This window comes from Halomonas colorata (assembly GCF_014897985.1).
Lineage (GTDB): Bacteria > Pseudomonadota > Gammaproteobacteria > Pseudomonadales > Halomonadaceae > Vreelandella > Vreelandella colorata.
This window is the reverse complement of sequence record NZ_JABUZA010000004.1, coordinates 119935-138987: the sequence shown is the minus strand read 5'-3', so window position 1 is coordinate 138987 and position 19053 is coordinate 119935. Positions and strand designations below refer to the sequence as shown.

The window sequence follows — 19053 nt, the reverse complement described above, 5'->3', positions numbered from 1 at the left end:
CAGGCAAGACGGTTAAACACGGCGTTTATGCACTTGAAGCCCGTTAGCCAAGCAGCAGGTCGCGCTTGATAGGGATGAACTCGCTCGCCGCATTAATAAGCGAAGCGGCGGTCAGCTGGGGAACGCCATACACTTCCACTTTCTTGCCATGTACGGTGCGGATTTTATGGGCGAGTAGGTCAAAGTCGCCATCGCCCGAGACCAGAACGATAACATCGGCCTTTTCCGCGTACTCGATAGCATCGAGAGTGATACCGACGTCCCAGTCACCCTTGGCGGAACCGTCAGAGCGTTGAATGAACGGTTTGAGCTTCACCTCAAAACCGATCGCTCTAAGTATGTTCTGAAACTCACGCTGTTTCTGGTCGCCTTTATCGATGGCATAGCAAAACGCGCCCGTTACCTCTCGGTTAGCGGTGGCTTGCGCCCAAAACGTGTTGTAATCAAAGTTTTTTCGATATGCGTCCCGCGTGGTGTAGTAGACGTTTTGGGTATCAACAAAGATGGCGACACTGGTCATATGCGGTAAGGCTCCTTGGAAGGCGTTAAAGCATGCCAGCATGGTCAGGTGAATGTAAGGTTTTACAGCACAGCACGTCGGGTGCGCTAAAAAGGGAAAAGGGCAAGTAATAAATTCCTTTGTCGTGTACTAACATCGCTGGTCTCGCTCTGGCGGATTCAGCGCAATACAATGGCATGCGCTAGTTGGTTAGCATGCTTTATGTATCTCCAGCCTATTACGAGCCATCCATGAATATACTCGATAAACGTGCTTTCTATTTGCTGGAAGTAAGCAGCTGCGGCGGTATTCGCGCGGCGGCTGAGCATTTGCATATTAACCCTTCCGTGGTGAGTCGGCAGGTGCGCAGTCTTGAGCGAGAGCTGGGGATGGCACTTTTAGAGCGCCAGGGGCGCCATATGATGTTAACCGAGGCGGGCTTACTGGTAGTAGATAGCTTTCTTGCCCAGCGGCGGCTCAACTCGGAGCTTGGGGATACGCTTTCCCGGCTGCGCAATCTGCAGGCGGGCAAGGTCGTGGTATCAGTGGGCGACGGGTTTGTGGATAGTTTTATCAACTATGTGATGAAGCGTGTCTCCGAGCACTACCCTGACGTGCTGATCGAGATCAAGACGGGTATCTACTACCCCCGTGAGCCTCACGAGATGGTAGCCAACGACGAGGTGGATATCGCGATTACCTATGGACCAATTTCGGACCCGCGGCTGGTGGTGCACTCTTTTGAGCGCGGCCCGCTATGCGCCTTGGTGGCCCCTTTTCATCTGCTGGCCCGGCAGGAGAGTGTTACGGTAGCAGAGCTTTTGCAGCACAAACTGATTTTTCTGCCCGATGTATCGGGGTCGCAGCAGTTTGTAAATGCGTTATTTAGCGCCGCCGGGCAACCCGCCACGCCCGCCTATCGCTGCAACCTGCATTCTGTTTCACGGCGTATGGCGAGTGCCGGTATCGGCGTATCGTTCATGACCGCAGCCGCTGCAAGTAACGAGATACAAGCAGGACAGCTTATGGCGATTCCCGTAGCGCATCCACTGGCAGCCAGCAGTCAGGGCAACTTGGTAAGAAGAGCCGGCAGAAGGCTTTCGCCCGCTGCCGACTATCTGTGGAAGTTGATGCTGACGATGCAGTAATCAGTTCGCCATCATGTAAACGCCAGGCCCAATCGGCCAGCCCATGGCCAGCCAGAACATCAAAAAGGTGGACCAGGCGAGCAGAAAGGTAACCGCGAGTGGAAGCATGGTGGCTATCAGCGTGCCTAACCCCATATCCGGCTTGTAACGCTGCATATACACCAGTGCGACCGAGAAGTACGGACTCATAGGTGAAATGATATTGGTGCTGGAGTCACCTATACGGAACATGGCGAGTACAAAGGCGGGGTCAAAGTCGATCATCATGAGCATGGGCACAAATACTGGAGCCATCAGCGCCCACTGGGCTGAGCCGCTGGTCATGAACACGTTAAGCACAGCACTCATGGCAATAAACGCGCCCACCAACGGCAGGCCGGTAAAGCCGGTGCTCTGCAGAATGTTCGAACCTTCTATGGCGATGTACTGGCCAAGCTCTGACCAGCGGAAGTAGGCGATAAACTGCGCAATCGCGAAGAACAATACCAGAGTAGGTGCTAAATCGCTTGCCGACTCTGCCATGCGTTGAGGCACATCGCGGCTGGTTTTGATCTTACCGGTAGTGATGCCATAAACCAGGCCGATGGTCACGAAATAGCCAAACATGAGTGGCACCAGCGAGCGTAGGAAAGGTGATGGGATCAACCCTCCCTCTTCGTTACGTAGCGGTGATGCTTCGGGAAGAACGGCAATCAGGATCAACGCTAGATAGATCAAGGTAGCAAAGCCGACCCGCTTAAGCCCTCGCTTTTCTGCAGGCGTTAACTCCGGCTTGATGATATCTGTCTTGAAGTCCTTACTCATCGGCAGCGTGCGTGTGAGCCGCGGTTCAACCACCTTATCGATAATCAGCGTACCTGCAATGGCAAGCACGAACACCGAGCAGGCTACAAAATAGTAGTTATCCACCGGAGAAACATAGGCGTCGGGATCAACCAAGCGCGCCGCTTCGGTAGTGATACCGGCAAATAGCGCGTCCCCAACGGTAATAAACAGGCTGGCATCAAAACCCGCCCCGGCGGCGGCGTAGGCGGCGGCGGCACCAGCAATCGGATGGCGGCCCACCGAGTGATAGACCATGGCGGCTAGCGGAATCAGGATCAAGTAGTTGGCATCGGAAGCGATGCTGCCGCAAATACCTGCCATGAAAACACAGAAGGTCAAAAGTGACGGTGGTGCCTTGGCCACGCTAACCTGCATCAATGTGGACATCAGGCCGACCTTATCAGCCAGACCGATGCCGAACATCACCACCAAAATAAGCCCAAGCGGCGGGAAATTGACGAAGTTACTGACTACGCTGGTCAGCATGAACTCCACGCCATCGCCGGAAAGCAGGCTTTGAACGTAGACAGTATCGCCGGTTTGCGGATTGACCGCCGAGACGCCAAAGGCGGCAAGCAGAGCGGAAATAACCACGACCACCACGGCGAGAATGGTAAACAGAATGAACGGATGAGGGAGTTTGTTACCCACGCGTTCAATAGAAGCGAGTACGGACTGCATAGTGTTAACCCTTATTTTTAGAAGCTATTGGTTGTAAAAGGTTGTTAGCTGCGTGATAGCAGCCCTTTTGCTAAAGCCACAAACATGCCGCCGGCCACCGGCAATATGTTGTCGTTAAAGTCGTAGTGTTCGTTGTGAAGATAAGCGCTGTCACCGTTACCGACGAAGAAGAAGCAGCCGGGCACTTCTTGTAGGTAGAACGCAAAATCCTCGGCTCCCATGGTGGGCATGTAATCCAGCTTCTGAATATCGTTGCTCACCGCGTACTCGGAAGCGAGTTCCAGCACGCGCTCGGACCATTCGGGGTCATTGGCCAGCGGTGGGATCTGATGAATGTGCTCAAGCTTGAAGCGGGCACCATGGGCATCGCACACGCCTTTTATTACCTGTTCAAGCTTGCCGGCCAGCGCCTCGCGGGAGGAGGGGCGGTCGCTTCTGATGTTAACCATCAGCTCAGCGCTTCCGGGAATGACGTTGGCGGCATCGCCTGCATGAAAGGAAGCTACGGTAATCACGCCGGATTCAAGGGGCGATTTGTGGCGGGCCACCAAGCCTTGTAGTTGTTGAACAAGCGAGGCTCCTACATAAATAGGGTCAATGGCCAGATGGGGCATGGCCGCATGGCCGGAGACACCATTGATGGTCACCTTGAACGTGTCATTGCCACCCATGGCCGGACCGGGTTTCACGAAGAGCTGGCCTTCAGGAAAGCCGGGGCGGTTGTGGTAGCCAAACATGGCCTCCACCCGGGGGTTTTCAAGCACACCCGCCTTAACCATCGCATCCGCACCGTTGCCGCCTTCCTCCGCCGGCTGAAAAATCAGCTTGAGGTGCCCGCATAGCTCATCCCGCTTTTCCATGATGGCTTCGGCGGCGAGCAGCAGCGTGGCAGTATGTCCGTCGTGTCCGCAGGCGTGCATAAGGCCTTCATGCTGTGAACGGTGGCCAAACGTATTGGCTTCGTGAATGGGCAGGGCATCCATATCGGCACGAAACGCGATCACCGAGCCTTCGCGGCCGGTATCCAGCTCCGCCAGAATACCTGTGGTCGCAATACCCTCTGTTACCTTATAGCCAAGCGCACGTAACCGCTCTGCGGCGAGCTTTGCGGTTTGAGCTTCTTGATATTTAAGCTCAGGGTGCTGATGGAGGGTGTGACGCAGGGTGATCGCATCTTGTACTTGCTTTTCGGTAAACATTGCCTGTCCTTGCCGTTATTGATGTCATTATGTGCCCTAAAGCTAAGTGACTTGATGGGCTTAAAGGAGAGGCTTGTATGTTGAGTTTGTTGCTTTTTGAGCAACAGTAAGAAGAAACCTTAGATTCTAGGCCCTGTTGAGTATGTTAATTTCACACGAATAGTATTTTAGGTTTGTTATTTTACGTTTAGTGGTATCAATCCGTTACGTTATAAAAATAGAAACCTAGGTGATTATCAGAGAACATATGAGGGTGTAAAAACCGTTGAGGGTGAGTCATTTTGTCATTATTCAAGGTAAGTCATGTCCACATCTACCCTATTTTCGCTTGATGATTTCCCCGTGGGATGCATGGTTACCGACAATAAGCGGCGTATTCTGTACAGCAATCGCTATATTGAAAAGTATTACGGTTATTCAGTCAGCGGGCTAGTGGGCGCTGACCTGTTTACCTTGTTAAGCCAAGCGTCACAGATTATTTATGAAGCATACATTGTTCCCTTGCTGCTTCAGGAAACCTGCTGTGATGAAATCCGTCTAACGCTGGTGACACCCTCAAAAGGCAAGGTGCCAGTGTCGGTAAGTGCTTTTTTTGATGGCAGTTCTGATGGAAATGTTTATTGGAGTATCAGTAGTGCCAGCCGTTCAGATCAATTATTTGAAGAGCTAACGGAAACCAAAAAACTGCTTGAGCAGAAAGTATCCGTACTGCGTACATTATCCGACACGGATCCGTTAACCGGGCTACCTAATCGGGCGGCCTTGACTAAATACCTTGACCACAAAATGTTAGATCGAAAGCGTAGCGTTATGGCATTCGCTTTGGCATTTGTTGATCTTGACGGATTTAAGGAAATTAACGACCGCTATGGGCATCATGTAGGTGATAAGGTCCTTCAGTTCGTAGCCGAGCGGCTGGCCAATAATCTTAGAAGTGATGATTTAATTGCCCGTTTTGGAGGCGATGAGTTCGTTATTTTTTTAAATGGCCGCTTTAGCGCAGGTTTGGTAGAAGAGTCGCTAACGCGGCTTATCAGCAAACTTTCAGAGACCATCAGCATCGGCTCAATGCACTTAAAGCTCTCTGCCAGTATTGGCGTTACGCTTTATCCGCAGGCGAAAGAAGTACAGCCGGACCAGCTGATTCGCCAGGCTGATCAGGCAATGTATCAAGCAAAACTTGCCGGAAAGAGTCAGGTTTGCCTTTTTAATATCGATAATGAAGTCGTTCAAAAGGAGAAGTATTCAGAGCTGCTTGCGATTAGCAGCGCTATGGAGGCCGATCAGTTTGAGCTTTATTACCAGCCTAAAATCAATATGCGCACAGGTGAGGTGTTTGGCGTTGAAGCATTAATACGCTGGAATCATCCGGTAGAAGGCCTGAAAGGGCCGGATACTTTCCTGCCTGTACTTAGCAATACCGCTACCGGTTTGGCGCTAGGCCGGTGGGTGATTACGAAAGCGCTCTGCCAGCTACAAATATGGCTACAGAAGGGGCTGGACCTGCAGATCAGCGTCAACATTGATGGTTACCACTTACAGCACCCGCAATTTCTGCGCGATTTAAGCGTCATTCTTTCGGACTTCCCCCGCCTGCCTAAACAGCGGTTTGAGATTGAAGTACTTGAAACCAGTACCATTGAAGATGTGAGCCATGTTTATTCAGTGCTCAATGCCTGCCGGTTAATGGGAATTCGTATCTCTCTGGATGACTTCGGAACCGGTTACTCCTCGTTGAGCCATCTCCGGGATCTATCGGTAGATACCCTCAAAATTGACCGTAGTTTTGTCAAAAATATGCTGACCAGTAGCAGTGATTTAGCCATTTTGAAGGGCGTCATCGGCTTTGCTCGCGCATTCGAGTGTGGTCTGGTCGCAGAAGGGGTTGAGACACTAGAGCATAGCCAACTGCTGATGGAACTTGGCTGTGAATGTGGTCAGGGTTACTACATAGCCAAGCCAATGCCCGCTCGCGCTTTTTTCGCATGGATTGATGAGTGGTATCAAACGGAGTTTCAAGCGAAGTATAAAACTCACTCATTTAAAACGAAGGAGTAAACGGCGTGTTAACTAAAGAGCAGGTCATGGCACGTAACAATGTGACTATTGTCGGGGCTGGCGAAAAAACACTAATGCTTGCTCATGGGTTCGGCTGTGACCAGCAGGTGTGGCACTATCTAGTTCCTACATTAAAAGACCGTTATCGGTTGGTGCTATTTGATTATGTGGGCTCAGGCCAGTCGCAGCTATCGGCCTTTAGTGAGGCGCGCTACCACTCGCTTGAAGGCTATGCCCAGGATGTCACCGATATCTGCGAAGCGCTGGATTTAAAACAGGTGCATTTTGTCGGGCATTCGGTAAGCGGTACGATTGGTTTGCTAGCAAGCATTGCCCAGCCTGAACGCTTTGCCAGTCAGATCATGATTTGCCCTTCACCCTGCTTTTTGAACATGCCACCTGACTATCATGGCGGGTTTGAACATGCGGACTTGGAAGAACTGATCGATTTGATGGATCGAAATTATATTGGCTGGGCTAATTATCTGGCGCCCCTGGTAATGGGGCCTGAAAGCTCTGAATTATTAGTGGGCGAGCTTTCCAGCAGCTTCTGCTCGACCGACCCGGTAGTCGCCAAGATATTCGCTAAAGCGACGTTCTTTTCGGATTACCGCCACCTGTTGCCTCAGGTAAAACATCCTGCTGTTATTCTGCAGAGTGAGCAGGATACGCTGGCCAATCCTAAGGTTGGTGATTATATGCGTGACCATATGCCGGATAGTACACTGCGCCTGCTGGCAAGCCATGGTCACTGCCTGCATATGACGCACCCTGAACTTGTTCTTCAAGAAATCAACGCCTGGCTGCGTTCTTAACGCGCTATCGAGGCAACGTCGCCGCGCTTTACCAGGCGCTATTCACTGGTCAGCCGTTATGTCGCTCAAGTATCTCTAGAAAGCGCGTTTGGGCCGCGGGCGGCAATGATTCAGGTAGGTCTGCTTGCGTAGCGGCGGTATCGCCGACCTGAATCAGCATAACCATGCCCATGGTGTAGTGTGGCGAGCATTTGATGCCCCAGATGCCCTCGGCATCGAAAGTGACGTCTACCTCTTTGCCGATATTACTGACGAACGCTTCGCCGCCTTCCGGCATCATGCCCTCGATCGATGCCACGTTATGGCCTGGCGCAGAGGGTACAAAGCGAACGGTATCGCCGGGCTGTATCGCCAAGTAATCCGGTGCGTAGGGCATGGGCCCGGTGTCGTTGCGATTGAGCATCTCGACAATATGTGTCTCGGCCTGCGCAGCCAATGGGAAAAGGGCAAGCAGAACCATGATTCGAAGCAGTATCTTCATCACAAAATCCTTTTATAAAAGACAAAGCGCCCCGTAGACGGGGCGCAGTATGGAATAGCCACTGTATCAGTGGGTTAGATCAAAATCGGCAAGCTGGTCAGCGAGCACTTCCAAGGCAAAGATTGACCTGACCGAGGGATCCAGTGCGTGCGCATCAATCGCGATAATACGCTCCTGCTGAACGGCTTCGGTCTCGCGGGTAACGGGGTCGGATGCCAGAAACTCACGCTTGGCGGCAATATCATCGGCCGGGAAGCGGCGCCGGTCCATGCGCGCGGCGGCAATAAAGGTAGGGTTGCTCCTGGCAATGGTTTCCCAGCCAACGGTCGGCCACTCTTCTTCTGCAGTCACGACGTTGGTGATCCCCAGCCTGTTCATCAGCCAGTCGGGCACACTGTTGACACCTGCTACATAAGGATCGATGGCCATGTCGGCGGAGGAGTACCAAAAAACACCGGTGATATCATCGGGCAGATCCAGCGCTTCGGCTTTCTCTACGGCCGCAGCTTCGCGCGCCTTTAGCTCAGCAATCACTTGATCGCTACGTTCGGTCACGTCAAAGAGCTGGGCTAGCGTGTCAATGCTTTCGTAAATCAACTCGGTATCGAAGAGCGTCGAGCGGGCGCCATCCATGCTTTGTTGATTGCTTTTGCCGATGCAGTCTGTGGGCATGATCCAGCTGGGGATCCCCAAATCCTCAAACATCTCTGGTGTGCCAACCACGCCTGCCGGGCCAATCATCCACTCATAGGCCGAGACGACCAGATCAGGCTTTTTGGCCACCACACTCTCGTAACTGGGCGCATCGTTGGAAAGACGCTCAACGGTGGCGTCAACGTCTGCAAACTCATCCAGCACCGGGTTGATCCACAGCGCTGTGCCCTCCAGCTTATCGGCAAGGCCCAGCATATACAGGATTTCGCTGGGTGCCTGGCCGATGCTTACGACCCGTTCAGGGGGCTTTTCCAGCGTGATCTCGTGGCCGCAGCTTTCAAGCGTCAAGGGGTAATCGGTAGCGGCGTAAGCTGCGTTTCCCAGCACAAGGCTGGCGACAGCCGCCGTGGTCAATTTCAACATCATGTACACTCCCGTGCATGATGAGCAGGCCGTTGGAACAGCAAAAAACTGAGCCGACCCGCTCGATGAAGGTTAGGGTGTCGGCAGGTCTCCTGACTGACGGGTCGTCGCTAGCTCACCTTCCCAGACATAGTGTCCAGTGGCATTGTCGAGCATCGCTCGCCGCCTACAGTTGCGGGGGCAGTTCCGTTTCGCGGCCAGGCGCGGCGGATTCTCTGTTAGGTTCTCGAAAGAACACCGACCCGGGGTATTCTAGGGCGTAACGATGGCACTTAACATTGTTAAAAATAGCCTTGGCTCACCGCTTCCTGGTTGCGAGAAAAGGGTGTAGTGCCTAACTTGAGGGAGACTGCTAGGAGCAAGGATGCCATGGCGAATCATTTCCCTTCTTCCAATATTGATACGAAACGCTCGCTATGGGCAGCCGTGCTGTTGGGTACTGGCGTAATGGCGGCCGTCGATGAAATAGTCTTTCACCAGTTGCTTCAATGGCATCATTTCTTTGATTTTGGTACGCCAACGTTTGGGATTATTTCGGATGGGCTACTGCATGCCTTCGAGCTACTCGCCATTGTGATAGGCGTATTCATGCTGCTTGACCTTTCCCAGCGCAAGCGCCTGACAATTCCCTGGGCCAAGACGGGCTTCTTTTTAGGTATGGGCGGTTTCCAGCTTTTTGATGGCCTGATCAACCACAAAATTTTGCGCCTGCATCAGATTCGCTATGGGGTCGATCCACTGCTCTACGACGTGGTGTGGAACGGTGCGGCAATAGTGCTTTTGCTTGTGGGTATCGGGTTTTATCGCCGTGCCAAGCGTCTTGGGCATCGCTAGACATGCACGTTCACGACCATACCCATGCCGCGCAAGGGGGATTGCTTGATTGGCTACCGTTGGCGCTGATTGTTTTAATCACGCTGGCGTATCTAGCGGCGGCTTATGCCCAGCGTCATAAAGCGGCTGGTTGGAGCGGTTGGCGGAGTAGCTTTTTTACCTTAGGCAGCCTGTTGCTTGCCATCGCGGTGGCGCCCCCATTAATGGCCTGGGCGCACCATGATCTGGTGGGCCATATGAGCCTGCATTTGTTGATCGGCATGTTGGCGCCGCTTGCCTGGGTCTTGGCCGCGCCCATCACTTTACTATTACGCACGTTGCCGCAGGCAGGTGGCAGGCGTGTAGCCGCCTTACTGCAGAGCCGGTTCGTGCGCTTCGTCTCCCACCCCGTCAGCGCGCTTATACTCAATATCGGCGGTATGTATGTGCTTTATCTCACGCCGCTGTATAGCGCATCGCTAGATAATCAAGCACTTCACTATTGGATACATGTGCATTTTCTGGTGGCGGGGTATCTTTTCTGCTGGACGATTCTGGCTGAGCCCGATGTGTCGCCCCATCGGCTGAGCCTGCGTTTTCGGCTAGGGGTACTGTTTGCGTCTATCGCTACCCACAGCCTGCTGGGCAAGCTTATGTACGGCTACGCTTGGCCACGTGGCACCGACCATTCGCTTGAGGAAATACAGGCCGCCGCCCAATTGATGTATTACGGCGGCGACCTGGCGGAAGTGCTGTTGGCGGTTGTACTGCTAACGCTTTGGTTGCGCAAGCCGGTCGAACGGCGTGAGGGGTTGTTCAAAAGTGCCGAACGCGACATAAGTCGCGTCGGAGTCAATACATAGATGCGTAAAGACTATTAAGCGCCCTTGGACGCCGCCAGCACATACAAGAACTCAAGCCCCAGCGTTGCCGCGGCAAGCGAGGTAATGTCGCCGTGATCGTAGGCTGGGTTAACCTCGACAACATCCATGCCCACCAGATCCATACCCACCAGACCGCGAACGACCTTGAGCAGCAGGTCGGTGGACATGCCGCCGCATACCGGCGTGCCGGTGCCCGGTGCAAAAGCAGGGTCGAGGCCGTCGATATCCAGGCTGACGTAGGCCGGGTGATGGCCCACGCGGGCGCGGATTTTTTCGAGCACGGCTTTGGGGCCGTTATCGTTTACCCAGTCGGCATCCAGCACTTCATAAGGGTGGTTGTGGCGGTCATAGCTTGTGCGAATGCCGATCTGCAGCGAATGCTCGGGCACAACCAAGCCTTCTTTAAGGGCGTGGTGGAAAATGGTGCCGTGATCAAAGCGCGTGCCCTGCTCGTAGGTATCAGTGTGGGCATCGAAGTGAATCAGTGCCAGCGGGCCGTGTTCGCGGGCATGGGCGCGCAGAAGCGGCAGGCTGATATAGTGGTCGCCGCCCAGGGTCAGCATCTTTTTACCCGCGCTGAGCCAGCGGTTGGCATGGTTTTCCAGGTTATCCACCAGGCTTTCTGGCTCACCGTAGGCGTAGTCCAGGTTACCTGCATCGCACACGCCAAGACGTTCTTCGAGCGCAAAATCCCACGGCCAGCGTTTGCCTTCCCAGATCAGGTTGGCCGTGGCCTGGCGAATGGCGTTCGGCCCCATGCGAGTGCCCGCCCGGCCTGAACATGCCAGGTCAAAGGGCACGCCGCTGATCACGACATCTGCATCGGTCGCTTTAGGATCGGTGGCCTTGGCCACGTTCATGAAAGTCGAAATAACATCACCAAACAGGCTGGGCATGATGGGTGTCTGGGTCACCGGCGGACTTCTCCTTGAGCACAAGATCGCGTAAGCCACGCGATGAGGAAGCGACCATAAATAATTTCCAGCAATAAATTAAATGAATGTTTAGAATTAAATCATTCGCTATATAAATAATGGCTAACTACGGACATTTATGAGCGCGTTGCGCCACTTTGATTTAAACCTGCTGCGCGTTTTCGAGATGCTGATGCGCGAGCGCCACGTTACGCGGGCCGCCGAAAAGCTGCACTTGAGCCAGCCAGCCTTGAGCCATGCGCTGAAGCGGCTGCGTGAGTCGCTGGATGACCCGTTGCTAGTGCGTACCGAGAACGGCATGCAGCCGACCCCCAGGGCGCTGGCGCTTTTGCCGGTGGTACAGCAGGCGCTGGCCATGTTGCAGGAGGGGCTGGCCCCGCCGGCTTCATTCGCGCCTGCCAGCAGTTCGCGTCGCTTTACCCTGGCCACCACTGATTACTTTGAGGAAGTCATGTACCCCGGCTTTTTAAGCCAGCTTTTGACTTATGCGCCGGGCATCAGTTTTTCCATTGAACTGATTACCCCGGAGGCGTTGAGCGAAGGGCTCGAGAGCCGCCAGATCGATATGGTGGTAGGGCTGGATAGCCAGGAGGAGCTGCCCGGCGGCGTGCTGCAGGCACCCTGGATGCACGAAGAGCTGGTATGCCTGGCGGCCACGCACAATCAAGGCGTGGGCGAGGCGCTCGACATTCAGCAGTTTGCCCGGATGTTGCACGTGGAGCTTGCCGATATCAGCGGGCTGCGGCCCAGCAATATCGACAGCTGCCTGATTCAGCACGGGCTCGCGCGCCGGGTGATCTCGAAGAACCTCAACTACATTGCAGCCGCGCGCGTGGTCGCACTGACGGACGCCATCATGACCCTGCCGCGACAGATGGCCGAGCGGTTTATCGCCATGCTGCCGGTGCGGCTGGTAGAGCCGCCCGAAGAGCTTCCCGCGCTCAACATGACGCTGATTCAGCACGCCCTGTATGCCAATGAGCCTTCCATCGCCTGGCTCAATCAGCAGTTGATCGATTTTGCCTGGGATTTCAACGGGCAGGCCTGAGCGAAAAGTGGCCTTCGTCTTGCTTGATAAACCGGGCGGCCGCGAATCGTCTTGGTCGGGCAATCGGCTTACACTGAAGATATGCCTATTGCTTTATAACGACGGCTTTTCATAACCACTAGTCTTCATAAAAACTACTTTTCATAACAACGCCAAACACCATCAAGGAGTTACCGATGTCGCTGAAGGTTCTGGTCATTGGGGCAGGAATGGGCGGTTTGAGCGCTGCGCTGGCACTCCAGCAGCAGGGCCACCGCGTCACCGTCATGGAGCGGGTGGAAGAGATGCGCCCGGTGGGGGCGGCTATTTCGCTGTGGTCCAACGGCGTCAAGGTGATGCACCAACTAGGCCTGGGTACGGCCATCGAGCGCTTGAGCGGCGATATGCAGCGCATGCGCTACCTGAGCCATGATGGTCATCTGCTGAGCGATTTCTCGCTGGTGCCGCTTTATGAAGACGTCAAGCAGCGTGCCTGCCCCATCGCCCGCGCCGCCCTGCAGCAAACGCTGTTTGACGCGGTCGGCGCCGAGCACATCGAGCTTGGCCAGCACTGCGTGGATTACACGAGCGACGCTCGCGGCGTGACAGCCACCTTTGCCGACGGCCGCAAGGTTGAAGCGGACCTGCTGGTCGTGGCGGATGGCACCCACTCCCGGCTGCGCAACAAGATCGTGGGTCGCGCCGTCGAGCGCCAGTACGTGGGCTATGTGAACTGGAACGTACGCGTACCCGCAACGGATGCGCTCGCCCCGCTGGACAGCTGGGATCAGTACGTGGGCGAAGGCAAGCGCGTGTCCCTCATGCCCATGGGCACCGGGGGCAACAGCGAAGGGCAAGAGGAGTTCTACTGCTTCTTTGATGTGCCGCTGCCCGCGGACACCCCCAACGACCCCGCCCGTTACAAAGAGGAGCTGCGCGAGCACTTCACGGGTTGGGCCCGCCCCGTGCAGGCGCTGATCGAGCACGTTGACCCGGCGCGCATGGCGCGGGTCGAGATTCATGACATTGAGCCGCTGGAAATTCTGACCGATACCCGCGTGGCCTTGCTGGGTGATGCCGCCCATGGCATGGCGCCCGATTTGGGCCAGGGCGGCTGCCAGGCTATGGAAGATGCCTGGGTATTGGCCCAGGTAGTTCAAAAGGCCCTTGAAGATGTGCCAACGCCGAATGAGGCGCTGCGCCAGGCGCTGGATAATTACAATACGGCGCGCGTTAAGCGGGTTGGGGAGATCGTGGCAAGAGCGCGCCAGCGTGCGGAAATGATTCACGGCCACACCCCGGCGCTAACCCAGGCGTGGTATGCCGAACTGGGCCAGGAGGATGGCCAGGGCGTTCGTGAGGGAATCAAAAAGACCATTCTAGGCGGCCCTTTAGGCTAAAGTGCCAAGGTAATGGCGGCCGAGATAAAAGCGCGGGTAAAGACAATAAAGGCGCCTAAAAAAATGGCGTGCTGTTATCCAGCACGCCATTAATATGAACGCCTAACGCCTAACGCCTAACGCCTAACGCCTAACGCCTAACGCCTAACGATCAGTAAATAAAACGCACGTAAATATAGCCCAGCGATAGCAGTGCCAACGTGGCAATTGCCAGCCAACTCCAGGCGTTGATCAGCTTGGAGGGGCGCAGCGTCAGCGGCACCGTCGAGCCATTGGCCGTCAGGTGATTGAGCGTGGCAAGAATGGGGCTGATCAGAAATGCCACTACCATCACGAAATCCATGAACAGCCGGAAGCTGCCCATCAGGGTGTAGAGAATCACGATGGCCAGCAGCGAAAGGCCGATCATGCAGGCCAGAAACGCCCGGCTGCCTTCTATGCGGCGCGTCTCTTCGCCATCGTTTTCCGCCCGGGTAAAGGTGTAGTACGAGGCGGTGATCATGCGCGGAAAACCGTCCAGCACGGTCAAGAGCGTCGTCAGCATCACGGTAAACGCGGAAATACCTACTACCACGCCGCTCCACTCACCCAACGTGCTGGTGTACAAACTGATGACCTGGCTGGCAAAACCCACGGCGCCATCGGCAGGAGTGATGCCCTGGCTGTGCATGACGCCCGCGCCCATGATCACGAAACAGGCGGCGAGTACGGCGGCACCGATATAGCCAATGTTGAAATCGATTTTTTCAGCGGCGGTATCGCTGCGCACGCCCTGGTTCTTGTTGCGCGCCTCGGACCACAGCGAGTTCATGATCGCGAGCGTTATATCCGACGGCATCAGGCCGAGCACCGCCACCAGGGTAATGAAGGTCGCCGTGCTCCACAGTGGCGATACTGCCGTTGCCGGATAGAGCGTCCAGTCGACCAGCGGCACGGCGGCAAGCGCTGCGAACACGGTGGTCACGCTCAGGATGACGATAAACACCTTGTTGACCCAATCCAGCAGCTTGTAGCCGCCGACAAAGGTGAGCGCGCAGCACAGCGCAATCAATATCACCGCCACGGTGGGCGGGCTCAGGCTCAGCGGCACGATACTGCCGGCAAGGCCTGCGGTGGTAATCGCAATGGCGGCGATGATGATCGCGGTCACCGGGATCTGCACCAGCGCGAACAGCGCTACCACGGATTTGCCGAACGTCTGGCGATACCCTTCGATCAACGACTTGCCGGTTACGCTGACGTAGAACGGGCCGAAGAAGAACGACGGATATTTGAGCAGCACGGCAAGCAGGATAAACCCCAGTAGGCCGATGCCGTATTCCGCCCCGGCACGCGTCGACTGAACGACGTGCGAGGTGCCGATGGCCGCCCCGGCAAACAGAAAACCGGGCCCGAGAGCCGCGAGGTATTTGGCATACACTGATTTGGCCGGCGCCGTCAGCGTACTGGATTCTTGAGGGGGCATGGCAGGTTCCTTGTGAGCGGGATTCGGTTGATTCTGGTTATTATTTTCGCGTGAACAGCGTTTTGGGGGCGCTATGTTAGCTCAGTCGGGGGCTGCTTTCCTATTGCGCAGGGTTATCCTGAGTAACTAAAACCGCTGACGGTGGCGCCTGCATGTCACGTCTACATGACAACCCACATTGCTTGCCCCAGGTCAGGCGCGCAGCTGATATGTATTTATTGCGCCTTTCTGAGTCTGTACTGGAAAGGCTTGGCAAGGCATAGTCGTACCGGCCAGACTGGCGATTGCCAGCCGGGCCAAGTGCAGGATGATAAAACGCTCAAGAGGCCAACCATGTTAACTGTTTTTATCTATTTGATGATTTTCGTGGGCGTGACCGCCGCGCTGTATCAGGTCTACGAGGTCAACTACAACATCAACTTCGCCAATGACCTGAAGCTTTCAGGCGCCGAGAAGGCGCATCTGGACGAGCTGGCGCAAAAGGCCGAGGGGGCGAAAGCGGGCGGTGACGCCAGTGCCTTCAACCAGGCGGTCGCACGCATCTTTGGCCCGAACCTTGATCCGCACCTCGTACTGCGGGCGTTTTCCGAGGAGAAGTTGAGCACCTACGCCATTCCGCTAGTACGCCGCCGCAAGCGGCTCGAAAAAGGCCGCGAAGCGAGCCTTCGCCACCTGCCCAGGCACAATATTCGCGTGCTGATGATTTCGCTGGTGATCGTGAACAGCATGCTGGCGCAGTTTCTGGGCGGGATGAGTATCTTTACGCTGCTTTACCCGGCTACATCGCCCGCGTTTACCTGGCTGAATTCGCCGGCCATCCTGATGCTGCTGACCTTTGTGCTGATCGCGGCCTCCCACGGCATTTCACGGTTTGATATGTATCGGCACGACCTGTATCAAATCGGCGAGCTGATGCGCCAGACCCCGGAAGGCCACCACCTGCAAGGCCAAACTGCTTAAACGCTAGAACGAGGCGAGCATCTGGCCGAGCAGCGCCATGGCCTCTTCGCTGCGCGGCGTCCAGGGGTGGCCGTAGCTCAAGCGTGCGCAGTGGCGATACCCCTGCGTTGCGGAAAAGATGGGTCCCGGCGCAATGCTGATGCCCTGCTCGCGGGCCATGTGAAAAAGACGCAGCGAATCGACCTGCCTGGGAAATTCAAACCATAGAAAGTAGCCACCCGCCGGGCGCGTGGCCCGCGTACCCGCAGGGAAGTAGCGGGCCGCTGCATCCAGCATGTGCCCCTGCTGAGCTTCCAGGGCGTAGCGCAGCCGGCGCAGGTGGCGATCATAGCCACCGTGCTGCAGGTAGTCGGCAATGGCCACCTGGGCGGGCACCGAGGGCGAGATGGTGGTCATCAGTTTCAGTCGCGAAATGGCCTCCGCGTAGCGCCCACCCGCCACCCAGCCCACCCGGTAACCCGGCGCCAGGCACTTGGAAAACGACCCGCAGTGAATCACCAGTCCCTCGTCATCGTAGTGCTTCACCGGCGCGGGCGGCGTGGTGCCAAAGTAGAGTTCGGCGTAGACATCATCTTCGATCAACGGCACCTGATGCTGCTTGAGCAGGGTGTAGAGCGCCTGCTTCTTGGCATCGCTCAGGCTCGCACCTAGCGGGTTCTGCAGGTGGCTCATGAACCAGCAGGCCTTGATGGGATAGCGGGCCAGGCTTTCCGCCAGGGCGTCCAGGTCGATCCCCTCACGAGGATGCACGGGAATCTCCACCGCCTTGAGCTTCAGGCGTTCAAGCACCTGAAGGCTTGCGTAGAAGGCGGGCGACTCGATGGCGACAAGATCCCCCGGAGACGTGACGCACTGAAAACCCAGGTTCAGCGCTTCCATGGCGCCGTTGGTAATCACCAGCTCCTGCGGCGGCAGATGCACGCCGGTCAAGCGATAGCGCAGGGCGATCTGGCGGCGCAGGTCCGGGTCGCCGGCGGTCATGTCGGCAATGATGGCGTCGGCCGGCAGCGCCCGCAGCCCCTTGGTCATGCTGCGTGCCAGGCGCGGCAGCGGAAACAGTTCAGGGCTTGGAAATGCGGAGCCAAAGGGCACCGTGTCGCTATCCTGGAGCGAGCCCAGCACCGAAAAGACCAGCTCGCTGACCGCAATGTCCGCGGTTTCCTGAACGCACGGATTCATCTCGGGCTCGGTGAGCAGCCGCGGGGCCTGTTCGCGCACGAAATAGCCCGAGCGCGGCCGCGCCACGATCAGCCCCTGGTTCTCCAGCAGGTAGTACGCCTGAAAAACGGTCGAAGGGCTGATAGCGTAGTGGCGGCTGGCCTGGCGCACCGAGGGCACGCGCTCCCCCGGCGCCAGCACGCCGCTGCGAATCAGCTCGGAAATCTCGTCGGCAAAGCGTTCGTAGCGTTTCATGGTTGTCAGCCGCCTAAAACAGGCCTTGAGGATACGCTAACGGCGGCCGAAAACCGACTTCCAACGCTATAGCTGGCTGATAATCAGCGCTGCATTGACGCCGCCAAACCCAAACCCGTTGCACAGCACATGCTGAGTGGGCTGGGTGCGCGTTGTCAGCGGGATAAAGTCCAGATCCTGCATGTCTTCATCGCAGTGGGTCAGGTTGAGCGTGGGCGGCAGATGGCCGGTGGTGGCGGCCAGCGCTGAAAAGATACTCTCGATACCGCCCGCGGCGCCCAACAGGTGGCCCGTTGCCGACTTGGTGGAAGAGATAGGAATGTTCGCTAGAGTGCTACCAAACACGCGGCGTAGGGCCGCAATTTCTGCCCGGTCGCCTACCGGAGTCGAGGTGGCGTGGGCATTGATATAGCCGATTTCCTCGGCAGATATCCCGGCCATTTTAAGCGCTGAATGAATCGCCGCAGCGGCGCCGTTACCATCATCCGGCCCGGCGGTAATATGGTAGGCGTCGGCACTGGTGCCGTAGCCGCTGATCACCGCCAGGGGCGTAGCGCCGCGCGCTTGTGCATGCTCAAGTGTTTCAATCACCAGTAGGCCCGCACCTTCGCCCATCACAAAGCCGTTACGCGTCGCGTCAAAGGGGCGCGACGCGCTTTCTGGCCGTTCGTGCTCGGTGGAAAGCGCTTTAAGCGCGTTAAAGCTTGCTAAAGACAGTGGGTCGATACACGCCTCGGCGCCGCCCACCAAGGCAACGTCAGCTTCACCGCTACGAATTAAGCGCATGCCGTCGCCAATCGCCTGAAGGCCCGCCGCACACGCCGTCACCGGGCAGCCCAGTGGGCCCTGAAAGCCGTAGCGAATTGACAGATTGCCCGCGGCCATATTGGCCAGAAACGCCGGTACGGTAAAGGGTGATACCCGGCGATAACCTTTCTGCTGTAACGTTTGCTGCGCTTCGGTGATCGTCGGGAAGCCGCCAATGCCTGAGCCGATGATGGTTGCCGTAGCGCGTCGTTGAGCTTCAGCCGTAGGCTGCCAGCCTGCCTGCTCAAGAGCCTCTTTTGCTGCCGCCATGGCGTAAAGGCTGAACAGATCCAGCTTGCGGCGCTCTTTAACGTCTGCGATATCATCCAGACGCAGGCCCGCTTCGGGATCATCAGTTGAATGTGCAACGGCCCCGGCAATTTTGATCGGAATGGCGTCGGTATCAAAGCGCGTGATCTGGCTAATACCCGAGCGGCCTTCGATCAGGCGCTGCCATGTTGTCTTGACGTCGCACCCTAAGGGGCTGACCATACCCATGCCAGTGATAACAATAGGTGAATGCATAGCGACTCCTCAGTGCTTTAAATAAGCTAACGCTAGCATTA

The 19053-nt window shown here is 56.2% G+C and carries 17 protein-coding genes and 1 riboswitch; of the genes, 8 read left to right on the top strand and 9 right to left on the bottom strand.

Translation table 11 applies throughout. The annotated features are described in order from the left end of the window. Positions 1–43 precede the first annotated feature (43 nt). Positions 44–520 carry an NYN domain-containing protein gene (locus INT33_RS03825; RefSeq protein WP_192536700.1) on the bottom strand — a complete coding sequence of 159 codons (477 nt, stop codon included), beginning with the start codon at positions 518–520 and terminating at the stop codon, positions 44–46. A gap of 230 nt (positions 521–750) precedes the next feature. Here INT33_RS03825 and INT33_RS03820 point away from each other — a divergent pair, with 230 nt between their 5' ends. Continuing rightward, entirely contained in the window at positions 751–1647 is an 897-nt protein-coding gene (locus INT33_RS03820; protein ID WP_192536699.1) for a LysR family transcriptional regulator, read from the top strand. Here the strand turns inward: INT33_RS03820 and INT33_RS03815 are convergent, their stop codons facing one another. Together INT33_RS03815 and INT33_RS03810 are read right to left on the bottom strand one after the other, a co-directional pair. After that, the gene (locus INT33_RS03815) at positions 1648–3153 is read right to left on the bottom strand and encodes an AbgT family transporter (RefSeq protein WP_192536698.1); all 1506 of its coding nucleotides are present in this window, start codon (positions 3151–3153) and stop codon (positions 1648–1650) included. 44 nt (positions 3154–3197) lie between these two features. Continuing rightward, positions 3198–4352 carry a M20 metallopeptidase family protein gene (locus INT33_RS03810; protein ID WP_192536697.1) on the bottom strand — a complete coding sequence of 385 codons (1155 nt, stop codon included), beginning with the start codon at positions 4350–4352 and terminating at the stop codon, positions 3198–3200. A gap of 303 nt (positions 4353–4655) precedes the next feature. On the opposite strand from INT33_RS03810, the gene INT33_RS03805 reads away from it, so the two are divergent. Beyond that, entirely contained in the window at positions 4656–6410 is a 1755-nt protein-coding gene (locus INT33_RS03805) for a sensor domain-containing protein (RefSeq protein WP_192536696.1), read from the top strand. A 26-nt stretch (positions 6411–6436) separates the two neighbouring features. Further along, positions 6437–7225 (top strand): alpha/beta fold hydrolase, encoded by a 789-nt coding sequence (locus INT33_RS03800; protein WP_225736000.1) that lies wholly within the window; start codon positions 6437–6439, stop codon positions 7223–7225. A gap of 49 nt (positions 7226–7274) precedes the next feature. On the opposite strand, the gene INT33_RS03795 is transcribed toward INT33_RS03800, so the two are convergent. Next, positions 7275–7706: a pseudoazurin gene (locus INT33_RS03795; protein WP_192536694.1), complete on the bottom strand. Its 432-nt coding sequence runs from the start codon at positions 7704–7706 to the stop codon at positions 7275–7277. A 66-nt stretch (positions 7707–7772) separates the two neighbouring features. Further along, the gene (locus tag INT33_RS03790) at positions 7773–8786 is read right to left on the bottom strand and encodes an ABC transporter substrate-binding protein (protein ID WP_192536693.1); all 1014 of its coding nucleotides are present in this window, start codon (positions 8784–8786) and stop codon (positions 7773–7775) included. Positions 8787–8848: 62 nt separating this feature from the next. Further along, a riboswitch (cobalamin riboswitch) is annotated at positions 8849–9040 on the bottom strand. Between the two features lie 112 nt (positions 9041–9152). Between INT33_RS03790 and INT33_RS03785 the strand changes: the two genes are divergently transcribed. Together INT33_RS03785 and INT33_RS03780 are read left to right on the top strand one after the other, a co-directional pair. Continuing rightward, positions 9153–9617, top strand: a complete 465-nt coding sequence (locus INT33_RS03785; protein WP_193091145.1) for a DUF2243 domain-containing protein — start codon at positions 9153–9155, stop codon at positions 9615–9617. 2 nt (positions 9618–9619) lie between these two features. After that, positions 9620–10459 (top strand): cytochrome c oxidase assembly protein, encoded by an 840-nt coding sequence (locus tag INT33_RS03780; RefSeq protein ID WP_193091144.1) that lies wholly within the window; start codon positions 9620–9622, stop codon positions 10457–10459. 14 nt (positions 10460–10473) lie between these two features. Here the strand turns inward: INT33_RS03780 and speB are convergent, their stop codons facing one another. After that, positions 10474–11376, bottom strand: a complete 903-nt coding sequence (gene speB / locus INT33_RS03775; protein ID WP_193091161.1) for an agmatinase — start codon at positions 11374–11376, stop codon at positions 10474–10476. Positions 11377–11533: 157 nt separating this feature from the next. Between speB and INT33_RS03770 the strand changes: the two genes are divergently transcribed. Both INT33_RS03770 and hpxO read left to right on the top strand, forming a co-directional pair. Next, complete coding sequence (locus INT33_RS03770) at positions 11534–12463, top strand: LysR family transcriptional regulator (protein ID WP_193091143.1); 930 nt, start codon at positions 11534–11536, stop codon at positions 12461–12463. A gap of 176 nt (positions 12464–12639) precedes the next feature. Next, a complete protein-coding gene (gene hpxO / locus INT33_RS03765; protein WP_193091142.1) occupies positions 12640–13842 on the top strand; it encodes an FAD-dependent urate hydroxylase HpxO in 1203 nt (400 codons plus the stop codon). Between the two features lie 151 nt (positions 13843–13993). On the opposite strand, the gene INT33_RS03760 is transcribed toward hpxO, so the two are convergent. Next, complete coding sequence (locus INT33_RS03760) at positions 13994–15307, bottom strand: NRAMP family divalent metal transporter (RefSeq protein WP_192536688.1); 1314 nt, start codon at positions 15305–15307, stop codon at positions 13994–13996. 333 nt (positions 15308–15640) lie between these two features. On the opposite strand from INT33_RS03760, the gene INT33_RS03755 reads away from it, so the two are divergent. Next, positions 15641–16267, top strand: coding sequence for a hypothetical protein (locus INT33_RS03755; protein WP_192536687.1), 627 nt, complete (start codon positions 15641–15643; stop codon positions 16265–16267). 3 nt (positions 16268–16270) lie between these two features. Here the strand turns inward: INT33_RS03755 and mapR are convergent, their stop codons facing one another. Both mapR and fabF read right to left on the bottom strand, forming a co-directional pair. Then, positions 16271–17680: a GntR family transcriptional regulator MpaR gene (mapR, locus tag INT33_RS03750; RefSeq protein ID WP_192536686.1), complete on the bottom strand. Its 1410-nt coding sequence runs from the start codon at positions 17678–17680 to the stop codon at positions 16271–16273. Positions 17681–17746: 66 nt separating this feature from the next. Then, on the bottom strand, positions 17747–19012 hold the full coding sequence (gene fabF / locus INT33_RS03745) for a beta-ketoacyl-ACP synthase II (protein ID WP_193091141.1): 1266 nt from the start codon (positions 19010–19012) through the stop codon (positions 17747–17749). Positions 19013–19053 lie beyond the last annotated feature (41 nt).